Genomic DNA, 21,468 nt, shown 5'->3' with positions numbered 1-21,468 from the left:
CAAGGACAAGGTAAACAGATACTAAATAGCTGGAATTACTCAGGCATGCCCCCGGTATGCTTGAGTTCTTTCGAAGAAAATGAGAAAGGAGAACCGGCATGGCAAAAACAAAAAACCGTTGGCTTATTGCAGCAGCAGCAGTGGGGATTCATATATCCATAGGATCCGTGTATTCCTGGAGTGTTTTTTCAAACCCTTTATCAGAAAAGCATGGCTGGTCCTCCAGCGAAGTAGCCTTGACTTTTAGTATTGCTATTTTATTTTTAGGCTTATCAGCAGCATTTATGGGTCACTTTGTAGAGAAGTATGGTCCAAGAGTATCAGGGATTGTGGCATCCATTTGTTTTGGGCTTGGAATGCTCGGTGCAGGCTTTGCTGACAGTATAGGCAACCTGTATCTGCTTTATTTCTTTTACGGCGCACTTGGTGGGATGGGGCTTGGGATTGGCTACATAACGCCTGTTTCTTCTTTGGTAAAATGGTTTCCTGACCGAAGAGGGCTCGCAACGGGTCTTGCCATTATGGGATTTGGTTTTGCCTCTTTAATTGCAAGTCCAATTATGGAATCACTGATTGGCAATATTGGAATCTCTAATACTTTCTTTTTATTAGGCGCTATTTATTTTGTTTTAATGATTTGTTCCTCTCTCTATCTTTCTGCCCCGCCGAAGGATTATGTTCCTAAAGGAATGACGAAGGAAGAACTGGAAGAAAAAAGCAGCAACAAAGAAACAGGAGACCTGTCTCAGCTAAAAGCGAACGAAGCTGTAAAGACAGTTCGGTTTTGGGCGCTGTGGGTCATGCTTTTTATTAATGTCACATGTGGAATTGCGATTATAGCCGTTGCTTCACCGATGGCTCAGGATGTTGCTGGGATGACAGCCGGTGCAGCCGCACTAATGGTTGGCATCATGGGGCTGTTTAATGGATTCGGCCGGATTGGCTGGGCATCAGTATCGGATTACATTGGACGTCCGAATGTGTACACCACCTTTTTCGCTCTTCAAACGGTTGCATTTTTTATGCTGCCAAGTGTAACAAACGCGATTATATTCCAGATTTTAATTTTTGTTATTCTCTCATGCTATGGAGGAGGTTTCGCTTCGATCCCGGCTTACATTGGCGATTTGTTTGGAACAAAACAGCTGGGTGCCATCCATGGGTATATCCTGACTGCCTGGGCAGCGGCTGGTCTTGTAGGGCCGATTGTTGTGACGCGTATTGAAGAAGCAACAAGCAGCTATCAGCTCACCATGTATATATTTGCAGGTGCCTTTGTCGTGGCACTTGCTGTATCCCTTCTGATCCGTATTAACATTAAAAAAATACGTCTGGAAAGCAATGGAAGAGCAGAAGCAGCAAGCTAATAGGAGAGGAGCTGCGGGGAAAATCACCTCAGCTCCTCTCTTTACATGTAAAGGAGAATGACTGTGGAGCATCCAATTACACAAACCAGAAAAATCCTTCGAATTGATCAGGAAGGAGCACGGTGGAAGGATGATCGTCTGGCAACGGAGCAGCCTATTACACTGAAGCTGAATGGAGAAGAATTTGTTACGATGGTTTGCTCCCCCGAATATATAGAGGATATGGCAATTGGCTACCTTGCCTCTGAGGGAATTATCCGGAGGTATGAAGACATTGATAAGCTTAGAGTAGATTCAAAACAGGGCTTTGTCCATATTGAATCCACTGCGATCAATCCGCTTTACGAGGGCCTGCAAAACAAGCGCTATCTGACCTCCTGCTGCGGGGGGAGCAGGCAGGGCTTTGTGTTTGCGAGCGATGCCATGGCGGCAAAGCGTATGACGGGCCGCCGCGTGTTTTTAACCCCGGAGGATTGCAGCCGATTGATGGGGGAGCTGCAAAGCGGCGCAAGTATTTTTAAGGAAACAGGCGGAGTGCATAATGCAGCTCTTTGTGATCTAAACGGCATTGTGTTAAGCAGAATGGATATTGGACGTCATAATGCGTTAGATAAAATCTATGGCTATTGCCTTAAAAATAATATCAATGTCCGTGATAAAGTCATCGCATTTAGCGGAAGGCTATCTTCTGAAATTTTATTAAAAGTAGCGAAGATTGGCTGCGAGATTGTGCTGTCTAAATCTGCTCCGACTGAAAGAGCGCTCGAGCTTGCAGAAGAGCTTGAAATTACAGCAGTGGGGTTTATACGCAACCAGTCCATGAATGTCTATACTCACGCCGAACGAATTAAAGTAAAGTAAAAAGAAGCCCTGTCGTCTGACAGAGCTTCTTTTATTTAAGGTTCTATTTTTAATTGTATTTCGTCATGATCAATAGACTGAACATTATTCGTGAAGATCAATCGTGTTCGGAAACGGTAGGAGGCTTCCGGGTTGTAGTTGGCAAGCTGATCAGGCAGCGAATACGAAAAAGGGACCTTCGTCCAATTTTCGTCATCAATAACTTTAGCCATATAGATGGTAGTAGCGACTTCAACCATTTTTTCTGCACGGGAATTTGGATCCACCTGCATAAGATCGCATTCAAGACGAGACACTTTTTTTCTATTTTTGGGACCCTTCAAATGAAAGACACCAGTGATCTTCTCTCCAGGTACCAACGTATTACGATCCAGTATTAAGTTAACTTTTCCAGCATCACGGGTAACCCATTTTTTGAACTTATCCATCACCATTTGACTCATTCCTTCCAGGGCAGTAAAGATCAAGGTAATTCATTTTCCCTTACCCGGCTTCTACGAAAGTTAATCTGAAATAGTTTCATTTTTACTGCTTTTTTTAAAACAATTCATATTGCTGAGAAGATTCTGATAAAAAACCTGCAAAGGATGTCTATTCATTACTTGCTGCAACGTCAGGTGGTGAGGCTTCAGCCACTTTAATTTTTCGGAATCTCCGGTAAAAAGCAAAGGTCATCCCAAAGGAAAGAATGCCAAACACCACAACCATCAGCTGCAGGCCGATCATATCAAGCATAAACCCTGTTAATAGCAGAACGATCTGGAAAATAAGCCTGTCGAGCATATTCCTGAAAGAAAAGAAGCGGCCGTGAAATTCCTTCGGCACACGAGTTTGGAAAATGGTTGCTGCAGTTGGGAAAAAGCAGCCGACTGCAAAGCCGAACACGATGAATGCAAAAATAGTGATAAGTGGAATATCAGCAAAATAAAGCAGGAATTGAGAGATTCCAATAATGAATGAAAAGGTAAACAAAATAGAATAAGGTGAAAATTTATCACCGAGTTTTTTAATATAAAATGCCCCCACCATAAAAGATATCCCTTCGGCGGCATAAATCCACCCCTTAATCGAGGCGCTGTCCTGAATTTCACTAATATTTATAACCATTAAATTAAATCCGCCTATAAATAAAAGCGGAACAAAGGTTAAAACAAGTGTCATTAAGACAATTGGAAGCTCTTTAATTATAGGAAATACTTCTGAGAAGCCTTTGTTTAATTTTTTTGCTGAATCAGGTAATCTTTCAGGCTCTTCTTCTTCAATTTTTAACAGCCAGGTAATACCAAAAAGAAGAGCGTATGCCGTAAGAGAAAGCAGATAAATCGTGGATAAAGACATTATGGTTAAAAATACTCCTGCAATGGCTGTTCCAAGAACGCGTGAAAGCGTCGATACATTCATATGTATTCCGTTTAGCTGCAGCAGCTGCTGTTCCTTGACGACCAGCGGAATCGCTGCCTGGAGAGCTGGAAAATAAAAGGCAGCAGAGATTTGAATAAACACCAAAAAAACAACCATCCACCACACTGAGCCTGTTTCGATTGCGACAAGCATGAATAACACACTAATAGAACGGACAAATCCTGAAGCTAGCATGACCGTTTTCTTTTTTAATTGATCCGTAATTTTCCCCGCAAGCGGTCCGAGAGCAACTCCGGCAAGAAGGCCGGATGCCAGGATTACGGCTTTTATAAAGTCAGAGGGCACTTTCTCCTGCATAAACTCCAAATTTCCAATAATTCCGAGCCAGAGTCCAACTCCGGCAATAAATTCACCTATGAGCAAAATCCAAACATTGCGATTACGCAGCATCTTTAAAGCCTCTTTCCCATTGTTTCGTTTTACGAATCAGTATGAGTGAATTTTCTCCGTTTGTCTATGGATACTTAGAACTGCGGAGAGGATAAAGAATTAAGCGGCCTTGCCTCTAGCAAATATGGTTACCAAGGTTTTCTAGTAAATTTTTTGAAAAGTGAAGAATAATTACATTCCTAAGTGACTTTCATGATAAAATTACTATACTAATAGAAAATGTTAGAGGTTATGAAAGATAACTCTTTTAAAGGAGAAAGTTAATGGAAAAAAATAAGTCTATATACCTTTTTCTTGAAGAAAATGCAAAGAAAATTTCTGACGAATGGTATGAAACGATTGAGGATGATGATTCACATGGGGTTTATACTTCCACGAATCCTGTGGTCATTGAGACATTAAAAAAGCAAAACTTAGAATTCAATTATCTTCTAAATCATATTTTTAATGGGGAAGAAGATGTCTACTACTGTGAAATCAAGAAATGGGCGGTATCGATCGCCGAGGATCCGGAGCATCAAAACACTCCTATTTATAAAGTAATTAGAGAATTTATGAGAGTAAGAAATTTATACTTAATTTATATAAAACAGTTTTCTTTAGATAAACAGGATAAAGAACCTCTCAAGTTGCTGGAGGAGTGGAGAGTAGCTGTAACGCAGGCGGTTGATTTTGCTATTAACCTATTTGTAGAGAAATCCTATCACGTGTCCCAGCGGAAAATTCAATCCCAAAAGGAAATGATTTATGAGTTAAGCTCTCCTGTCATTCTGCTTTACAAAGGGGCTGCCTTGCTTCCACTCATTGGGGATATTGATACAGACCGTGCAAAAATTATTATGGACAGTACGCTTTTCCAATGTACGGAGAAAAACGTTTCTCATCTTTTCCTTGATTTATCAGGGGTATTAATTATCGATACAATGGTTGCCCAGCAGCTTTCTCATCTGATGACTGCTTTAAAGCTGATCGGCGTAGAAACGACCATTTCGGGTATCCGGCCTGAAATTGCCCAGACCTCTGTTCAGCTAGGCATAAGCTTCAGCGAAGGCTCGATAAAGTCTACGCTTGCCCAGGCTATATCTGACACGATTCCAGCTCTGTAAACCACCCTACCCAATTGCTGAATTTGATAATGCAGCAAAGTGGCAATGAAATATATTTAGAAAGCAGCAGGAGGGAATTTTAATGAACAATATTCAAGTAATTGCAGATTATATTATTGAACAAAGCTATGATCTTGCCCAAAGAATGAATGAAGAATACGATAAAGAATTTGTATTTTCTCAAATGCAGCGGGAAGAGGTAATTGAATTAAATCAATGGCGCGCCCAATTTATTGAGTACCTGGGAGAAGCTGCCAAGGATGGCTCCTATGAAGGTGTTTGGGAAAAAGCATCAGAGTGGGCGAGACAGTCAGGGGAAGCTGCTGTAGCAAGAGGCATCGGTCTGGATGAAGCGATGACAACTCTTACATCCTGGAGAACAGTACTGTGGACATCGATCCAGCAGAAGCTTAATGATGTTCCTTTAACAGCTAATGACGTGATAGAAATGGGTCTGGTTATAAATCCAGTAATAGACCATGCAAGCCAAATATTCAGCTTAGCTTATGTTAAAAGCTATCAGGAAAGCATCGAAAAATCACAAAGCTCTGTTTTGGAGTATTCTGTACCGGTTGTCGGGCTTTCAAATGATGTAGCAATCCTTCCTCTCATTGGGGAACTGGATGATGAGCGGGCCAGAATATTGAAGGAAGTAGCGCTTCATAAATGCCTTGAGCTTCGCAACTCGACTTTAATTCTTGATCTGTCCGGTGTTCCGATGGTGGATACAATGGTAGCAAATGAGCTTTCCCAGGTAATTGACTCGTTAAAGCTGATCGGTGTGAAAACCGTGCTGACCGGTCTTCGTCCTGAAATTGCTCAGGCAGTAATTGAAATTGGAATAAAGTTTGAAGGCATGACGATTAAGAAAAACTTAAAAAGCGCAATTGAAGAACTGCAAAGCACGAAAACGTTTTAAGCTAGAAAAACCCCTTGACCAGTTAGGCTGCGGCAAGGGGTTTTTCTTTTCCAAATGGCAATTCTCTGGTTATACTGAAGTTACTTCTAACTGGATAGAGAAAAAGAATTCATTTTTAAAATATAATTTCATCCGTATGAAGGAGGCTAAGGAATGAATACACCGCAAGTAGTTAAAGAAAATGAGCTAATTATTGTGGGCTATCGCGTACTTTGTGAAGGAGACGAGTATTCACTTGAGATTCCAAAAGCTGCAAAAAGTCTGAAAATGAATTTAGAAAAGATTTCAAATGCAGTTTCTCCTCCGCAGCAAATTGGTGCATTTATGGTAGAAGAAAATTCCCCTGATGAAGATGGCTATTGGCTTGGCGTTAGGGTTTCAGATAGCAGTTTCGTGCCGGAGGGTATGGAAACAAAGACGATCCCGGAACAAACCTACGCTGTCACCTTACATAAAGGATCTAATTTAGTGATAAGGGAAACGTATGAAAAACTTCATCGATGGATTGAAGATAAAGGGTATATACGTTTGAAGAATAGTTGGCACCTGGAGCGATATCTGAATTGGGGAGACCCTGATGACCTAGAGGTGGAGCTCCTTGAAACGATACAACCACAGGATCAATAAACTTAGGAGATAAGAGGAGGCTATAGAAAAATGGCTGATCAACTTAGGGAAGAAAATTTAGAAGCATTTGATCATTGGTATGAGGATGAAATGAAACAAGTAAATGAACAGCTTGAGCAGGAGGTTCTTATCGCCATGATTGGTGATGTCAATGCAGGAAAATCCTCCACGATTAACAAGCTGGTGGGTGATCAGGTCGCAGAAGTAGGATCAAAGCCGGGTGAAACAACAGATGTAAAGCGATATGAGTATAGAAGCAGAATTTTCTTCGTCGACACCCCTGGACTTGATGACGTTATTAAAGCAAACTCAGAGGAAACGATAAAGTTTTATAAAGAAGCAGATGTTGTTTTGTTCTTCTTAAATGCTGCCGGTACGGTATTGTCAGAAGGCGAATTAAGATCGCTTGCAGAAGCAGCCAAAATAAACTCGACGATTCTGCTTGTTCTAAATAAAATTGATGCAGCAGAAGACATTCCTGAAATAGTATCTTATATAAAAAAGCATACTAATAATAAATATTCAATTATCCCTATCTCCTCTAAAACAGGAGAAAATATTGATGATCTGCGCAATAAAATTCTTGATCTGCTAAAAAAGAAAAAAAAAGATATTCTATTCGCGAAAAATTTAAAAATAAAATCTTCAACCGCAAATAAATGGATCTTAGCAGCAACCGGATCCACTGCAACAATTGGCGCATCTCCTCTTCCTGGAGCCGATATTATTCCTATTACCGCTATTCAGGTGGGAATGATGGTGAAGCTCGCTACTTTATATGAAAAGCCTTTATCAAAAGAGCGGGCAAAGGAGCTTGCAATCGCGACAGTAGCAGGCAATGTAGGAAAAAGCGTATTCAGGCAAATTGTAAAAACATTCCCTGGTATCGGCTCTATAGCAGGGGCTGGCGTAGCAGGAACGATGACATTCTCTTTAGGCCATGCAATGAAATATGCTTACGAGCATAATATTGAATTGGACACGGAAGCCCTAAAATCGATTTACGACATGTTTGCAAACCGGTCGAAGGATCAGCCGTCTTTATAGTTTAGTCAGTTAAACATGCTCTTGACATATAAACACAAGTTCAACTATGATTATGCTAACAAAAAACGGAAGGGTGAAGCGGGTCGATGAAGTACTAATCCTATTTTTAGATAACATTCGTATAAAAGGTTTACCAGACAGCGGGAGTAGTATGTGCTCTAGCGGTTGGAGACTTTTTGACGTTCGTTTTCTGAATAGGAGCAGTACGCATCTGAACCTGCGGCAAAAGGGAGCAGTCTCTTTTGCCTTAGTTCACCATGCCTCCTGTTCGGAATTCGGACAGGGGGCTTTTTTGTCCCCGAAATGATAAAAAGGGGATGATTTTTTGGTGCTATTAGAAGCAAATAATCTTAAAAAGACAGTAAGAGACCGGCTCCTGTTTGACATAGAACAGCTTCGTATTCAGCCTGGCGACAGAATTGGTCTGGTAGGGAGCAATGGAAGCGGAAAAACGACATTACTTGAAATTTTAGCAGGAAAGCAGAAGGCGGATGAAGGAACAATAGACACCTATTCGAAAAGTTATCTTCTGCCGCAGCTAAAACGGACAGATACGGTAAAAAGCGGGGGAGAAATCACGCAGGAATACATCAATCAGGCGTTAGCAGCAAAAACAGAGATACTCTTTGCTGACGAACCCACTACAAACCTTGATACCTTAAAGCTAGCACAGCTGGAGAAAAGGCTTAAACGATTTTCGGGAGCGCTTGTCCTTGTTTCGCATGACCGTGCTTTTCTAGACCATCTCTGCAAAAAAATCTGGGAGATCGAAGACGGCAAGGTGGAGGAATACAAAGGGAATTATACTGCCTTTACAGATCAAAAGGAGCTAAAGAAAAGACAGCACGAAGAAGCCTTTGATCAGTATATGAAAAAGAAGAAGCAGCTGGAGGAAGCGATCGCTCAAAAGGAACAGCGGGCAGAACGTGCCACAGTAAAACCGAAGAATGGCGGTGCGCTTTCAGGCTTTTCAAGTCCCTACTTTGCTAAAAAGCAGAAAAAGCTTCATAAGACAGCCAGTGCTCTCGAAACCAAGCTCGAGCAGCTGAAAACGGTTGAAAAACCTAAAAAGCCGCCAGTTGTTAAAATGAATTTGCCGAACGAAGAAGCGATTAAAAATCGAACGGTTCTGACGATAAATGCTCATCGTGTCACTGCCGGAGAGCATCTTCTTTTTTACAGTCCTTCCTTTTCCATCCATGGCGGTGAGAAGGTAGCTTTAATTGGAAAAAATGGATCAGGAAAAACGACTTTTTTAAAGGAGATAATGGCTGATAGTGAGCTTGTCAGATTATCTCCAGCTGCTAAAATCGGTTACTTCAGCCAAAATCTTGATATACTGAACCCTGAAAAATCGATTCTGGAGAATATAAAGGAGACAGCCATTCACCAGGAGGATTTAATTCGAACCGTGCTCGCAAGGCTCCATTTTTTTAGAGAAGATGTATACAAAAAAGTTGGTGTGCTAAGCGGCGGAGAGCGGGTAAAGACTGCTTTTGCCAAGGTCTTTTTAAGCGACTTAAATACGCTGATTCTCGATGAGCCTACAAATTATCTTGATATACAGGCTGTTGAAGCGCTTGAGCAGCTTCTTATTGATTTTAAAGGCACTGTTTTATTTGTTTCGCATGACAGAAGATTAATGGAGCGAACGGCCACTAGAGTGGTTGAAATCAAGGATCAGGCAATGCAGGTTTATCAAGGAAGCTATACTGAGTTTCTTCAGTACACCCCTGTACAACAGCGGGATGAAAATGAGGACGAACGGCTGAAGCTTGAAACAAAAATCTCAGAAGTACTGAGCAGGCTCAGCCTTGAACCGAGTGAAGAGCTTGATCAGGAGTTTAAAGAGCTGCTTAACAGAAAAAATCAGCTTAAATGATGGTAAAAAGAGGGATATATTCCACGGGTGGAGAATAACTCCTTAAAGAAATTTTTAGGGGGAAGAAAAGTGTTTGAGGAATATTTGGAAAAGTTTATGTCAGCATGGAGAAGATCTTCCATTCAGGAGATGGAGAAGATGATTTCGCTCGATTACCAGGCCCGCGAGATTACAGGCGGTAAAATCGTGGACTACGGATTTGAGGAATCGATGAAGGGCTGGAGAGAAGCGTTTACTTATGTGAAAAGCCATGCAGTTGAATGGAAGGTGGAGAAGGTGGCGGTCATTCCTTTAAGAGAGGAAGAAAAAATGGCGGTTCTATGGGCAACAATGCTGGTAGACGGAGAGCAGCTCTCAAATGCGAATCTGTTTTTTGATACCTTCAAAAAACAAGGCGACGGCTGGAAGCTAATTAGAAACTATACAGAGGCGGGTGTTCCAGTACGGAAAATGGAAGCGTTGGCGTTTTCTGCAGACTACTCCTGATTTGTATCTAAGAGAAACGTTATTTCACGTATACAATGCCTATGAAGATGATTAATAAATACCTAGCAGGTATATGAAGGGAGATGAGATTACGTAAAGGAGTGATTTTCATGTTCCATTATACGGTTGAATCGGAACAAACTAATGACCAGGCAATAGGCAATTGAGTCTCTTGAAAAAAGTCTCAGTGAACAGCAATTTGGTGTGCTGTGGCATTTTGATATTAAAGAAAAGCTGTAGAATAAAGGAGTAGATTTTGCTCAGTCTTATCATGTGTTAGAGGTTTGTAACCCTAAAGAAGCCAAAAAAGTTCTTGAAAAAAACGTAATGGTCGGATATTTTCTTCCTTGTAAAATGGTGGTGGATGAGCAAGATAACAAAACAAAGATTGGAATGCCAAAACCTACGCGCTTAGTGGAGATGGTGGAGGATGAATCAGTAAAAGATCTCGCAAAGGATATTGAGGAGCGTTTAATCATTTCGATTAATAACAGCATTAGTTAAAAACTCTTCACCAGTAAGAAAATAGCTGAAAAGAAATTGCCATGAGGCCCGGTACGAAAAAGTATCGGGTCTTCTCTGCATATTCCTTTCCTTCCTGCATATATCTGAAGGATGACGAAAAAGAAAGGATGATCCCTCAATGTGCGGTATTACTGGCTGGATTGATTGGAAGCGGGATCTCATGAAAGAAGAACCAATTATGAAGAAAATGACGCAAACACTCAGCAAAAGAGGACCGGATGCGTCTGCGATAAAAAAATTCCCCTGCGCTCTTTTAGGTCATACGAGACTGGTCGTGGTCGATCCATCCGGCGGAGCGCAGCCGATGACAAAAAGCAGAGGCGAGGCTGAATACACCCTGGTTTATAACGGCGAGCTTTATAATACAGAGGATGTGCGGGCAGAGCTGCTAAAAAAAGGACATACCTTCAGCTCGCATTCAGACACAGAGGTTCTCCTGACAGCTTATATAGAATGGAAGGAAGACTGTTTAAAATACTTTAACGGGATTTTTGCATTTGCTATTTGGAATCATAAGAAGGAGGAGCTGTTTGCAGCCCGGGATCGTCTGGGTGTAAAGCCTTTTTTCTATAAGCACGACGGGGCAGCTCTTCTATTTGGATCAGAATTAAAAGCAATTTTGGCTCATCCTGAGGGGAGAGCAGAAGTGGATGAAGAAGGGCTGCAGGAAATATTCGGAATGGGCCCCTCTAGAACACCAGGACATGGGGTCTTTAAAGGGGTTTTTGAGCTTCGACCGGCACACGCCATGCTGTTCACGCGTGACGGCTTAAAAAATTGGAGATATTGGAATGTAGAAAGTAAGGAGCATTCAGATACCCTCGAGGAAACTTCTCTGCAGGTGCGTGATCTTTTAAAGGATGCGGTTGAACGGCAGCTTGTGGCAGATGTGCCTGTTTGCACTTTTTTGTCCGGTGGGGTTGATTCAAGTGCTATAAGCTCATTTGCCTCTGCATTTATGGAGCAGGAGGGGAGAGGTCAGCTACCTACCTACTCAATTGATTATGAGCAAAACAGCCACTATTTTAAAGCAAGCGCCTATCAGCCCAATGAGGATGGACCGGCTATTCAATTAATGCAGCATTTCCTTGGTTCAGCCCATCACACCAGTACAATGGATAATGAGCTGTTAGCAAAAAGGCTTTATGATGCTATGACAGCAAAGGACCTTCCTGGGATGGCGGATGTTGATTCTTCTCTGCTATGGTTTTGTGAGCAGATAAAAACCGATTTTACAGTCGGTCTTTCCGGGGAATGTGCAGATGAAATCTTTGGAGGCTACCCGTGGTTTTATAAAAAAGAGCTATTAAACGCTGGTCAATTTCCCTGGATGAGATCGCAATCGGAAAGAGAGAGCCTATTGCTTCCTCAATGGAAAAAGAAGCTCCACATTTCAGAATATGTACAAAAAAGGTACGAAGATTTAATTGGGGAAACTCCGTATTTAGACGGTGAATCAGAGGAAGAAAAAAGACGAAGAGAAATGTCTTATTTAAATATGGTCAGTTTTATGACAACACTTTTAGATCGAAAAGACCGTATGAGCATGGCAGCAAGCCTTGAGGTCAGAGTCCCTTTTGCTGATCATCGAATTGTGGAGTACGCCTGGAACATCCCTTGGCATATGAAGATGTTAAATGGACAGGAGAAGGGCATTTTACGGAAAGCACTGGAAGGGGTTCTTCCGCTTCAAATTCTCTATCGTAAAAAAAGCCCGTATCCAAAAACTCATCATCCTGCTTACACAAAAGCCGTTACTCTCATGCTCGAGGATGTCGTAAAGAAATCTTCCTCCCCAATTCTTGAATTTATGGCCAAAGAGAAGCTTCAGGAATTAATAGACACAAATGGAGCTTCATTTAAGGGGCCATGGTTCGGTCAGCTAATGTCAGGTCCGCAGCTAATCGCACACTTGGTACAAATGAACAGCTGGTTTGAAGCATATCGTGTAAAAGTGGTTTAATGCAGGCTGTTCCACCCGCTGCATGGACCGGAACCAAAAACGGACTGCCAGACATCAGGCTTTACTGATGATCTGAGCAGTCCCTTTTTATTTTACCCATTAGTTAAAACGAGCTGGTAAAAGTGAACATCCTGCCACTGGTCGAATTTATATCCTACTTCTTTAAAGCATCCGACAAACGTAAATCCAAACTGCTCATGCAGTCGAACGCTGACCGCATTCCCCCCGGTGATTCCTCCAATTACTACATGGTGGCCTAAGGACTCTGCACGCGAAAGGATTTCCTTCATAAGCGATTTGCCTACCCCTTTTCCCTGAAAGGAAGGAGATATATAAATAGATAATTCGGTGGTCCTTGAATAGGCTTCTTTATCTCTAAAAGGACTTAAGCTGCTGTACCCTGCAACTTCACCGTTTATTTCCGCTACAATTAAAGGGTGGTTCTCCCCGTACTTGTCAAACCACTGCTGTCTTTCCTCCAGGGTCTGCTCTCTTAAATCGAATGTCGCTGCGGTTTCCCGAATGGCCTGATTATATATTTTCGCCATTTCAGGTAAATCTGTGCTTACTGCATTTCTAATATTGACCATTCTAATCCCCCGCCAAATTATTTTCTTGTCCATTTTACGCTAGAAAGAGGACGGTGAAAACAAATATTTATTAATGAAGATAGTCCATACCCATTTAATGGTGCAGATATGGACTAATAATCGAACAAAAATTGCAAAACCTAAACGGGGCAGACGTATGGTTCAGAAAGCAGGAGTAAAGTAACGCATTTGAGTAAGTATATATAACTGTATTTCATTTTTTGAAAAAAAGATGAAGAAAAAAAGAATAAGTTGTCGAAAACAGGGGTAATGTTTAAAGAGTTTTGTTTACTATTTAGGAGACGTTTGCACTTTTCTCAAATGAAAATTAACAAAACGGACGGAGAGAAGCGATGAACATTCAAGATTCACACCTTAAGAAAATTGGTTTACTTAGGCAATATGGTAAACCTGATCCTTCTGTAACTTCAATTGCCTACGATTCACGGAATGCTCAGCAGGGAACCGCTTTTTTCTGTATTAAAGGGGAAAATGCTGACGGCCATGATTTTATAGTAGAAGCCATAGAAAATGGTGCTGTCGTGATTGTTGGCACCGATATAGCACAGTTTGAGAAGTTAAAAGAGGAATATCCGCATTGTACCTTTATGGTGGTACAGGATGTAAGATATGCTCTGGCTCATTTTTCTATCTTGTTTTATGAGAATATACATGAAAATATACAAACAATCGGCATTACCGGGACCAATGGAAAAACGACCGTTGCCACTTTTGTCAGCTCGCTGTTAACACAGCTGAACATTCCTGCCGGCTGCATCGGGACAAATGGGATTTGGTCATCTACAGAGGAAATTGAATATAAAAAGAGTACGCCTACAACACCTGAAGCTCCGGATCTGCATCAGATTTTTAAGCTGCTTCATGAAAGAAAGGATCAGGCTGCCGTCATGGAGGTTTCTTCGATTGCGGTAGATCAAAAAAGAGTAGAAGGCATTGATTTCGATATTGCCATTCACACGAATTTGTCCCCTGAGCATCTTGAATACCATAAAACCCTGGAGCACTACAAAACAGCAAAGATGAATTTATTTAAGCAGGCAAAAAAAGCTGTGATCAACCTCGATGATGAAGGAATGGGGCCGGATCTGATAAAGGCCTACAAGGGACACGCGCTGACCTACAGTTTAAATCGATCATCCAACGCAGATGTGATTGCTTCAAATATTCATGTTGCAGAAGACGGAACATCATTTGAATTAATCGTTAATAATCGATCGTATATTGTGCATTCATCCGTTTTTGGTGAATACAATGTAGCGAATCTCCTGGCTGCTATCTGTGTCGGGTTGCATAACGGGTTTGCTATTGAGTCGATGATTCCTATTTTTGATAAAATTAAAAATCCGTTCGGTCGTTTTCAGGTTATCGATGATTACGGTAAGAGAAAAATTATCCTTGACTATGCTCACACCCCGGTAGCTCTTTCCAATCTGATTGAAGAGGCGAAAAAGCTTGACTATCGAAAGCTCATTGTCATGATCGCGGGAGTAGGAATCAGAGACTTTGATAAAATGCCGAAAATGGCACGGACCATTGAAGGACAAGCTGATGAAATTGTTGTTACAGTGGATCATCCGGGATTTATAGAGCCGAAAAAAATTGTTGACCAGGTCATGACGGGATTCTCTGATAAAGAAGCCTCCAATATTTATACTTCTTTATCCAGGGAAGAGGGAGTCAAAACCTCTTTGGAGCTTTCTGATGACCAGGATATTATTATCTTTACAGGTGGATGCATCAATGGAGCGCAAATCGTTAAAGGAGAATATATTCCTCACTCAGATGAGCAAATTATTCAGGATTTTTTTGAGGGAAACGAAGTAGCTTCAACAGAAAGCATTGGCAATTATTAAAATAAAAAGTTCCCTGATTTCATTAATGAAATCAGGGAACTTTTTATTTTTTCTCTAATTCCATAACTTCGGCGATAAGCTGATACGATTGCAGGCGTTCCTTCTGACCGTGAATATTTGTAATGAGAAGAAATTCGTCTGTCCCGTACTTTACAGAAAGCTCCTCAAGCTTTTCCCTGATCATCTCAGGTGTGCCAATAATTGTCCGTCTTCTATTAGAGAGAATCTTCTTTTTTTCTTCTGGAGTCGTTTCCCGGCTGTTCACTTCCTCTAAGGACGGGATCTGGGAGTCTCCTTTTTCTATACCAAGCAGCCAACGATCCTGTGTTTTTGCAAGCTCTTCAGCACTTTCGAGGGTAGGTGCGCATACGACAAACACACAGACAATAATATGGGGTTTATCAAAATCTGAGACAGCCTTAAATGAATCCCTGTAAGTGAGCAGAGTTTCTTCCCACTTATCAGGATTAATAAAATGGCCGAATACAAGCCCCAAACCTCTTTCACCGGCAAGCTTGCCGCTTGAAGGGGACAGCCCAAGTATCCAAAGGGGAGGCGCTTCACCGGGACGAGGAGTGACCTTTACCATTCGATAGGGATGAGTTTTTGGCAGTTGATTATGCAAAAAACCAATTAATTCATCCGTCTGTTTTGGAAATTCTGATAAATTATTTTCTCTGCCGTCTGTTAACGCTTTACGCGTGCGTTCCGTGCCTCCGGGAGAACGGCCAATCCCCAGGTTAATTCGTTTTGGAAACATAGCCTCCATCGTTTTAAATACTTCTGCCACCTTAAGAGGGCTGTATTGAGGCAGGAGTATTCCCCCCGATCCCACTTGGATGGAGCTCGTTTTAGATAGAATTCCGGTCATGAGGATTTCAGGCGCAGCACTTAGCAACCCGTTTGTATTATGATGTTCAGCAATCCAATATCTGCTGTAACCCAAACGCTCAGCTTCTTTTGCAAGAGAAAACGTCGACTCAAGGGTTTGAGATACAGTCGTGCCTTTAGGCAAAGGGATTTGATCCAGAATCCCAAGCTTCATTTCATTTCCTCCCTTGTTCATTCATGAAAAATAGTATGCCATGATAGTCGGTAAAAATCATGTAATCAGCTTCTCTTTCAATCATTTCTTTTGCATGAGAAGGGAGGGGAGAACAAATCTCTTATGTGGTCACCAATTCTATTTGAAGAAAGCTCTCCACTGTAAATGCTGCCACACCAAGCGCTGTTGAATGGGTGGATAGCTGAGAAAAACTGACTTCTAATTCATTTTGGTGAAAGGGCTGAGTATGCTCTTTTATATACGTTACGATTGGATTATTTAAATAATGCTTTGCAGCTTCCAGTCTGTTTCCGATGATAACGTGATCAGGATTAAAGGTCTGAATGATATTGTTAATTCCGACTCCAAGATACGTTCCGATCTCTTTGAAAAGGTTTAAAATGTGTGGGTCTTCAGGTGCTAGCTTTAGTAATGCTTCAAGGCTGATCTCGCTGCTAACAGCTGTTTTTTGAACCAAAGCTGCTTTAATTAAAAGGGCTTTTTCAGATGCATACAACTCCCAGCAGCCATTGCTTCCACAAGTACACTGTGGTCCGTCAACCTCAATAGTCATGTGACCCATCTCGCCAGAGAATCCGTTATTCCCCTGATACAACTGACCATTTAAGATCAGTCCTGCTCCAATTCCTGTACCGGCACTTACGTAAACTAAATTGTTTGCATCCTTGCCCGCACCAAATTTCTTTTCGCCATAAGCTCCGGCATTTGCTTCGTTAGCAATGATCACGGGTATGGAATATTTCTCTTCAACAATACTCTTTAGCTTCACATTTTCCCACATTAAATTAGGAGCATGCAGGACTTCGCCTTCTTTATTAACAGCACCAGGAACCCCTATCCCGATTCCAATAACACCATAGGTACTGGAGGGTGCGTTTTTAATAAGAGTAGTAATCATAGTAAATAGTTCTTCCTGAATTTGTTCATAAGGTAATTCTGTAAAGTGAACTTTTTCTTCATTTACGATGTTCCCACTCAGGTCTGTTAAAATGCCGAGCAAATAATTTACCCCTAAATCGATGCCAATGGAAAACCCCGAAAGCTCATTAAACAGAAGCATAACCGGTCTTCTACCTCCGCTCGATTCTCCCGGGCCGGACTCATAAATAAGGTTTTCATCCAGCAATTCGCTTACGAGGGAGGAGACAGTGCTTTTATTTAATCCGGTCGCCTTTGCAATATCGGCACGAGAAATGGGTGTATGATTAATGATGTATTGAAAAACAATTGATTTATTTCCTTTTTTTACAACATGCTGGTTCCATGTATGTTGGATCGTCATCGGATAAACTCCTTTATAAGTATCATAGTAAAATTATCTTATCATAATCTTTGTTTAGTCGATATACAAACTTCTTTAAGATCATCGACAAAAAAAGAGTTTTTCAATCAAATAATGAATAAATCCTTTTCATTTTTTTATAGAAGAAACTGGGTTTTTTAAGATTGCAGAAATGTATGTCATAATAGAGAAGTAGATTGTTAACTCGTTTTTAGGAGGAATTTTAATGGCTTTTATTTTGTTTGATTTAGACGGTACACTTGTTGATTCAACAGACTATATGACAAAAGCAATTCACTTGTCTATAGAGGATATGCAGCATATAGAGGAGCCTTCAGCGGATTTAGTGAGATCAGCATTTGGTTTAACAGGCGCAGACTTCTGGGAGAAGGTTGTACCTCAGGCGAGCATGCAGGAAAGAAATATCATTCGTTCAAGACGAAGCACATTCCTGTACCAGCTGGTTAAAGGGAACGACATTTTATTTCCGGGCGTACGGGAAACGCTGGCTGTCTTAAAGGAGCAGGGACATACACTGTCAACTGCTTCGAATTGCGGGACAAACTATTTGGATATGGTGCTCGATACGCAGGAAATACGCCACTATTTTTCGTCTCCTATCTGTCTCGGGTCCATTAATGGAGAGAAAAAAGCCGATATTCTGACCTCGCATTTTGAAACCTTTCCAAAAGAAGATGTATACATGGTGGGGGACCGCTCATCTGATATTGAAGCTGCAAACGCACATGGGGTGCCCGCTGTCATTTGCCAATACGGCTTTGGAACCGAAGAAGAATGGGGCAAGGCAGACTTCCGAATAGATGCGATTGCGGATATTGTACAGCTCGTCAATAAGCAAAGGAGGAGTGCAGAGTGACAAATCAGCAGCCTTTTTTCTGCTCATGGAGCGGCGGCAAGGATTCCACGCTCGCTTTTTATAAAGCATTCAAAGAAGGAGGAAAACCTCAGAAGCTCCTTACCATGTTTGAGGAAAATGAAAAACGCTCGCGTTCACATGCTTTGCCTCTTGCTGTACTTGAAGCGCAGGCCAAATCATTGAATGTGCCCCTGCTGATAAAGGGGGCTTCATGGCAGAGCTATGAAGGGGTTTTTTTAGAGGCTTTAGCCGAAATGAAGGAAGAAGGGATTACTTATGGGGTCTTTGGGGATATCGACCTCGAGGACCATTTAACGTGGGTAGAGAATACTTGTGAAAAAGCAGGAGTAACTCCGTATCATCCTCTTTGGAAAATGGAAAGAGAGCAGGTATTAAATGAGCTTTTGGATGAAGGGTTTGAATGCATCATCATTGTTGTGAAGGATGAAGTGCTTCCAGCTTCTTTTCTTGGCAAAACCCTTACAAAGGAAGTAATTCAAGAGCTAAAGTCATATGGAATTGATGCTTGCGGAGAAAAAGGAGAATTTCATACCGTGGTGGTGAACGGACCTATTTTTAATGAAAAAATCCCTTTAGCCTTTAACGGTATACATAAAGAAAGCGGTTATTCCTTTTTAAAGGTGTCGATTAGGTGAGTTTAGAAGAGGCTGGTACAAAACCATCATTTTATTAACGTGAGGTGAACGGAGTGGAAGGGGGCGACTCCTGCGGGATGAAGAGGGAGCTTGAGATCCACTTGCTGAAAGCAAGTTAGCGAAGGGCCCCTCCCCGCGGAAAGCGTCCCCCTGAAGCGCAGTGAACCGGGCATAAGAGAGAGGGTGAGACACATTTGTCCCACCCCCTTTATTCTATAGTAATATCCGGTCTTTCTCCGCGCTGAAGCTCACGGATAGAGAGTCCGAAGGTCATCTGAAGATGAGGGTAATCGTTAAACCGCGCAAAGTCCCCGCCCCATTCAAAGCCGAGATCCTTAGCTATATCCACAACTTCCATCCAGTCGGATTTCCCGTTATTATTCCCGTCATATTCCATATCCCATACTACATTTCCGCTTTCTGTACGCAAAGCAAAGTCAATGGCAAGACCATAATTATGATAAGACTCTCCGCCTTCAGCGTATGAGACGATCGAACCCTCTGTCGTTCTTCCCTGGGCATAAATCTCGTCCTGTTCTTCCTTTGAACGGAAGCCGTCCGTGATGACGACCTCAATCCCTTTATCAGCTGCCCGGTCAACGAGCTCATTTTTACTTTCCTCCACTATAGGATGAAGCTCTGTTGGCATAGGAACATTAGCCAGCTCTTCCCGGCGTTCATGCTCCTGGGTCACCCATATGACAGCTGCTCCAAGAAGAAGAAGGAGGACAATGACATGAAATCCTTTACTCATTTTCATCTCCATTCTGTTTACTGGTTTAGTCTTAATTGTAGCATGGTTTGGCAAATATATTCCTTTTAAAGGGGCTCGGGAGCAGACTCAAGCTGCACCTTTTTTTAATTTAGTAACTGTATACGGTCTCCATAACGGAGAATCCGGTAAACTGCCATCCCATCACTGTATCGGTTATCCCCAAAGCTGACAGGGAGCAGAGAGAAAGCTGCAAAATAAACAGAGAAGTAGGCATATTGATAAAAGAAAACGTGAGGATCAAGAAGATCCACAGTAATCAAGGAATTGATTAATAGAATAGACCCAACATTAAAAATGACGCCGCCCAAATGAACGACCGTATGAGTAAACCGATTGTTCCATTTTAGCGGAGAATATTTGCAAAAGGAATCGAGAAAGTAAATCCGGTGGACACTTATCGGTCCAATACAAAAAAGCTTTCTGCCTCTTCCCAGAGAGAAGCTTGCGTTTCCGCCAAATAGAACGGCAAAAAAGGAATGTCCCAGTTGATGAACAAAGGAGACAGTAGGAAATACAATTAAAAAGGACCATAAGAATGTCCATAGATCATCTGTTTGAAACATATAAGCACCAACTTTTACTGGAATAAATACAAGATCATCTAACTTTATAAGACGAAGCTTTTAAAAAGTAAAATGGGACCGTAATGGCATGTATTCCCCGCACTTTATCGTTAAAACTCGTAAACAGAAAAATATTTCTTCCTTCCTATTAACTAGACAATGACTTGGAAGAGGAGTACGATTGAAAAAATTATTCCTGTCAGAAAGGATCTTGTTCATGGATATACAAGTTGTCATATCCACCATTTGTGTGATGGGGATCATGATTGCAATTGGTTCTTTTTTCGCTCTTCGTGTTGATGTCACGAGGGAAGTGAAATATGTACTTATTTTATTAATCATAAATGTAGCTGTTCCGGCGGTTATTTTAAATGGCATATTCAGTGTGGAGATGACCGGGGATACGCTTGCACTTGCAGGGACGGTCTTTGGAATATCGCTTGCCTATCATATAGGCGCTCTTTTATTTGTAGGGGCATTTGCCCGGATCTTTCGTTTTAAATCCATTTTTGCTTTAAAAATGACTATTTTGGGTGCGCTCGGAAATACAGGATTTATCGGGATCCCCTTAATTGCTACCATTTTTGGTCCTATGGGTGGCTTTTTGGCGGCTATTTTTGATGCCGGACTTAGCGTAGTTGTCTACACATTAGTGGTTTATTTGCTGCAGGCTGAGGGAAAGTTTCGTTTCCGCCAGCTAAAGGCATTAATAAACGTTCCAGTGGTGGCAATTATTGTAGGGATTTTATCTGCCATTACCGGTTTTCAGCCTCCACATATGATTGTTCAGCTGACCAGTATGCTTGCTGCTCTTGCTGCTCCTATGGCAATGCTATACGTAGGAATGCTGCTGCCTCCTTTGCTAAAGAAAAAAGATAAAGTGTTTTTCCCGGAGCTATGGTTTCCTCTTTCTTTCAGACTACTAATCATTCCGCTGGCCATGATGGTAATTCTCTCGCTATTATCCTTCGACGGCTGGATTTCCCAAATGATTGTACTGCAAACAGCCATGCCGACCGCAATGGTGGTAGCCGTACTGTTTTCACGATATACTTCTGAGGAAGATACTGCTGTTGTGGCCATTTTTGGTTCGACGCTGCTTTGTCTGGCGACCATTCCATTTATTGCATATTTAATGCTGTAGAATTGTTTTGAAAATTGAAGTTGTGGTAAAGAAGGAAGTAGAAGAT

20 protein-coding genes and 1 pseudogene are annotated in these 21,468 nt (G+C 41.7%); 14 read left to right on the top strand and 7 right to left on the bottom strand.

From position 1 onward, the window contains the following. The first annotated feature begins 98 nt into the window (after window positions 1–98). Complete coding sequence (locus tag C4B60_RS07870; RefSeq protein ID WP_104057456.1) at window positions 99–1,367, top strand: L-lactate MFS transporter; 1,269 nt, start codon at window positions 99–101, stop codon at window positions 1,365–1,367. A gap of 63 nt (window positions 1,368–1,430) precedes the next feature. Beyond that, the gene (fdhD, locus tag C4B60_RS07865; RefSeq protein ID WP_425331156.1) at window positions 1,431–2,228 is read left to right on the top strand and encodes a formate dehydrogenase accessory sulfurtransferase FdhD; all 798 of its coding nucleotides are present in this window, start codon (window positions 1,431–1,433) and stop codon (window positions 2,226–2,228) included. Window positions 2,229–2,263: 35 nt separating this feature from the next. Here the strand turns inward: fdhD and C4B60_RS07860 are convergent, their stop codons facing one another. Together C4B60_RS07860 and C4B60_RS07855 are read right to left on the bottom strand one after the other, a co-directional pair. After that, window positions 2,264–2,695: a sporulation protein gene (locus C4B60_RS07860; protein ID WP_104057454.1), complete on the bottom strand. Its 432-nt coding sequence runs from the start codon at window positions 2,693–2,695 to the stop codon at window positions 2,264–2,266. Between the two features lie 124 nt (window positions 2,696–2,819). After that, complete coding sequence (locus tag C4B60_RS07855; protein ID WP_104057453.1) at window positions 2,820–4,040, bottom strand: MFS transporter; 1,221 nt, start codon at window positions 4,038–4,040, stop codon at window positions 2,820–2,822. A gap of 263 nt (window positions 4,041–4,303) precedes the next feature. On the opposite strand from C4B60_RS07855, the gene C4B60_RS07850 reads away from it, so the two are divergent. The 8 genes and pseudogenes from C4B60_RS07850 to asnB all read left to right on the top strand — a co-directional run bounded on the left by C4B60_RS07850 (window position 4,304) and on the right by asnB (window position 12,595). Next, window positions 4,304–5,146 (top strand): STAS domain-containing protein, encoded by an 843-nt coding sequence (locus C4B60_RS07850; RefSeq protein ID WP_104057452.1) that lies wholly within the window; start codon window positions 4,304–4,306, stop codon window positions 5,144–5,146. An 82-nt stretch (window positions 5,147–5,228) separates the two neighbouring features. Then, a complete protein-coding gene (locus C4B60_RS07845) occupies window positions 5,229–6,065 on the top strand; it encodes an STAS domain-containing protein (RefSeq protein ID WP_104057451.1) in 837 nt (278 codons plus the stop codon). Between the two features lie 153 nt (window positions 6,066–6,218). Next, entirely contained in the window at window positions 6,219–6,692 is a 474-nt protein-coding gene (locus C4B60_RS07840) for a GyrI-like domain-containing protein (RefSeq protein WP_104057450.1), read from the top strand. A gap of 30 nt (window positions 6,693–6,722) precedes the next feature. After that, entirely contained in the window at window positions 6,723–7,739 is a 1,017-nt protein-coding gene (locus C4B60_RS07835) for a GTP-binding protein (protein WP_104057449.1), read from the top strand. Between the two features lie 325 nt (window positions 7,740–8,064). Continuing rightward, complete coding sequence (locus C4B60_RS07830; protein WP_104057448.1) at window positions 8,065–9,621, top strand: Vga family ABC-F type ribosomal protection protein; 1,557 nt, start codon at window positions 8,065–8,067, stop codon at window positions 9,619–9,621. Window positions 9,622–9,690: 69 nt separating this feature from the next. Further along, window positions 9,691–10,107 carry a nuclear transport factor 2 family protein gene (locus tag C4B60_RS07825; RefSeq protein WP_245153909.1) on the top strand — a complete coding sequence of 139 codons (417 nt, stop codon included), beginning with the start codon at window positions 9,691–9,693 and terminating at the stop codon, window positions 10,105–10,107. Between the two features lie 110 nt (window positions 10,108–10,217). Then, window positions 10,218–10,611: pseudogene (locus C4B60_RS21970) on the top strand (DUF302 domain-containing protein). Between the two features lie 139 nt (window positions 10,612–10,750). Further along, entirely contained in the window at window positions 10,751–12,595 is a 1,845-nt protein-coding gene (gene asnB / locus C4B60_RS07815; protein ID WP_104057447.1) for an asparagine synthase (glutamine-hydrolyzing), read from the top strand. A gap of 92 nt (window positions 12,596–12,687) precedes the next feature. Here asnB and C4B60_RS07810 read toward each other — a convergent pair whose 3' ends face one another. Continuing rightward, window positions 12,688–13,185, bottom strand: coding sequence for a GNAT family N-acetyltransferase (locus C4B60_RS07810; protein WP_104057446.1), 498 nt, complete (start codon window positions 13,183–13,185; stop codon window positions 12,688–12,690). Window positions 13,186–13,538: 353 nt separating this feature from the next. On the opposite strand from C4B60_RS07810, the gene C4B60_RS07805 reads away from it, so the two are divergent. After that, on the top strand, window positions 13,539–15,059 hold the full coding sequence (locus C4B60_RS07805; protein ID WP_104057445.1) for a UDP-N-acetylmuramoyl-L-alanyl-D-glutamate--2,6-diaminopimelate ligase: 1,521 nt from the start codon (window positions 13,539–13,541) through the stop codon (window positions 15,057–15,059). Between the two features lie 43 nt (window positions 15,060–15,102). Here the strand turns inward: C4B60_RS07805 and C4B60_RS07800 are convergent, their stop codons facing one another. Together C4B60_RS07800 and C4B60_RS07795 are read right to left on the bottom strand one after the other, a co-directional pair. Further along, entirely contained in the window at window positions 15,103–16,104 is a 1,002-nt protein-coding gene (locus tag C4B60_RS07800; protein ID WP_104057444.1) for an LLM class flavin-dependent oxidoreductase, read from the bottom strand. A gap of 121 nt (window positions 16,105–16,225) precedes the next feature. Further along, entirely contained in the window at window positions 16,226–17,407 is a 1,182-nt protein-coding gene (locus C4B60_RS07795) for an ROK family transcriptional regulator (RefSeq protein ID WP_104057443.1), read from the bottom strand. 226 nt (window positions 17,408–17,633) lie between these two features. Between C4B60_RS07795 and C4B60_RS07790 the strand changes: the two genes are divergently transcribed. Both C4B60_RS07790 and C4B60_RS07785 read left to right on the top strand, forming a co-directional pair. Further along, entirely contained in the window at window positions 17,634–18,284 is a 651-nt protein-coding gene (locus tag C4B60_RS07790) for an HAD family hydrolase (RefSeq protein ID WP_104057442.1), read from the top strand. Beyond that, window positions 18,281–18,940: a Dph6-related ATP pyrophosphatase gene (locus C4B60_RS07785; RefSeq protein ID WP_104057441.1), complete on the top strand. Its 660-nt coding sequence runs from the start codon at window positions 18,281–18,283 to the stop codon at window positions 18,938–18,940. Before C4B60_RS07790 ends, C4B60_RS07785 begins: the two co-directional genes overlap by 4 nt. A gap of 208 nt (window positions 18,941–19,148) precedes the next feature. On the opposite strand, the gene C4B60_RS07780 is transcribed toward C4B60_RS07785, so the two are convergent. Next, window positions 19,149–19,700, bottom strand: coding sequence for a M15 family metallopeptidase (locus C4B60_RS07780; RefSeq protein WP_104057888.1), 552 nt, complete (start codon window positions 19,698–19,700; stop codon window positions 19,149–19,151). A 98-nt stretch (window positions 19,701–19,798) separates the two neighbouring features. Beyond that, window positions 19,799–20,278: a hypothetical protein gene (locus C4B60_RS07775; RefSeq protein ID WP_104057440.1), complete on the bottom strand. Its 480-nt coding sequence runs from the start codon at window positions 20,276–20,278 to the stop codon at window positions 19,799–19,801. Window positions 20,279–20,459: 181 nt separating this feature from the next. Here C4B60_RS07775 and C4B60_RS07770 point away from each other — a divergent pair, with 181 nt between their 5' ends. Continuing rightward, on the top strand, window positions 20,460–21,422 hold the full coding sequence (locus C4B60_RS07770) for an AEC family transporter (protein WP_245153908.1): 963 nt from the start codon (window positions 20,460–20,462) through the stop codon (window positions 21,420–21,422). The last annotated feature ends 46 nt before the right edge of the window (window positions 21,423–21,468 follow it).

This window comes from Jeotgalibacillus proteolyticus (assembly GCF_002926065.1).
Lineage (GTDB): Bacteria > Bacillota > Bacilli > Bacillales > Jeotgalibacillaceae > Jeotgalibacillus > Jeotgalibacillus proteolyticus.
The sequence above is the reverse complement of the archived record's forward strand: the minus strand, read 5'-3'. Positions and strand labels throughout refer to the sequence as shown.

What these genes read in the sequence shown, in the direction of transcription:
- C4B60_RS07870 (WP_104057456.1), top strand. Translation starts at nt 99, where the DNA reads ATGGCAAAAACAAAAAACCGTTGGCTTATTGCAGCAGCAGCAGTGGGG.
- C4B60_RS07855 (WP_104057453.1), bottom strand. Translation starts at nt 4,040, where the DNA reads ATGCTGCGTAATCGCAATGTTTGGATTTTGCTCATAGGTGAATTTATT.
- C4B60_RS07850 (WP_104057452.1), top strand. Translation starts at nt 4,304, where the DNA reads ATGGAAAAAAATAAGTCTATATACCTTTTTCTTGAAGAAAATGCAAAG.
- C4B60_RS07845 (WP_104057451.1), top strand. Translation starts at nt 5,229, where the DNA reads ATGAACAATATTCAAGTAATTGCAGATTATATTATTGAACAAAGCTAT.
- C4B60_RS07840 (WP_104057450.1), top strand. Translation starts at nt 6,219, where the DNA reads ATGAATACACCGCAAGTAGTTAAAGAAAATGAGCTAATTATTGTGGGC.
- C4B60_RS07835 (WP_104057449.1), top strand. Translation starts at nt 6,723, where the DNA reads ATGGCTGATCAACTTAGGGAAGAAAATTTAGAAGCATTTGATCATTGG.
- asnB (WP_104057447.1), top strand. Translation starts at nt 10,751, where the DNA reads ATGTGCGGTATTACTGGCTGGATTGATTGGAAGCGGGATCTCATGAAA.
- C4B60_RS07810 (WP_104057446.1), bottom strand. Translation starts at nt 13,185, where the DNA reads ATGGTCAATATTAGAAATGCAGTAAGCACAGATTTACCTGAAATGGCG.
- C4B60_RS07805 (WP_104057445.1), top strand. Translation starts at nt 13,539, where the DNA reads ATGAACATTCAAGATTCACACCTTAAGAAAATTGGTTTACTTAGGCAA.
- C4B60_RS07800 (WP_104057444.1), bottom strand. Translation starts at nt 16,104, where the DNA reads ATGAAGCTTGGGATTCTGGATCAAATCCCTTTGCCTAAAGGCACGACT.
- C4B60_RS07795 (WP_104057443.1), bottom strand. Translation starts at nt 17,407, where the DNA reads ATGACGATCCAACATACATGGAACCAGCATGTTGTAAAAAAAGGAAAT.
- C4B60_RS07790 (WP_104057442.1), top strand. Translation starts at nt 17,634, where the DNA reads ATGGCTTTTATTTTGTTTGATTTAGACGGTACACTTGTTGATTCAACA.
- C4B60_RS07780 (WP_104057888.1), bottom strand. Translation starts at nt 19,700, where the DNA reads ATGAAAATGAGTAAAGGATTTCATGTCATTGTCCTCCTTCTTCTTCTT.
- C4B60_RS07775 (WP_104057440.1), bottom strand. Translation starts at nt 20,278, where the DNA reads ATGTTTCAAACAGATGATCTATGGACATTCTTATGGTCCTTTTTAATT.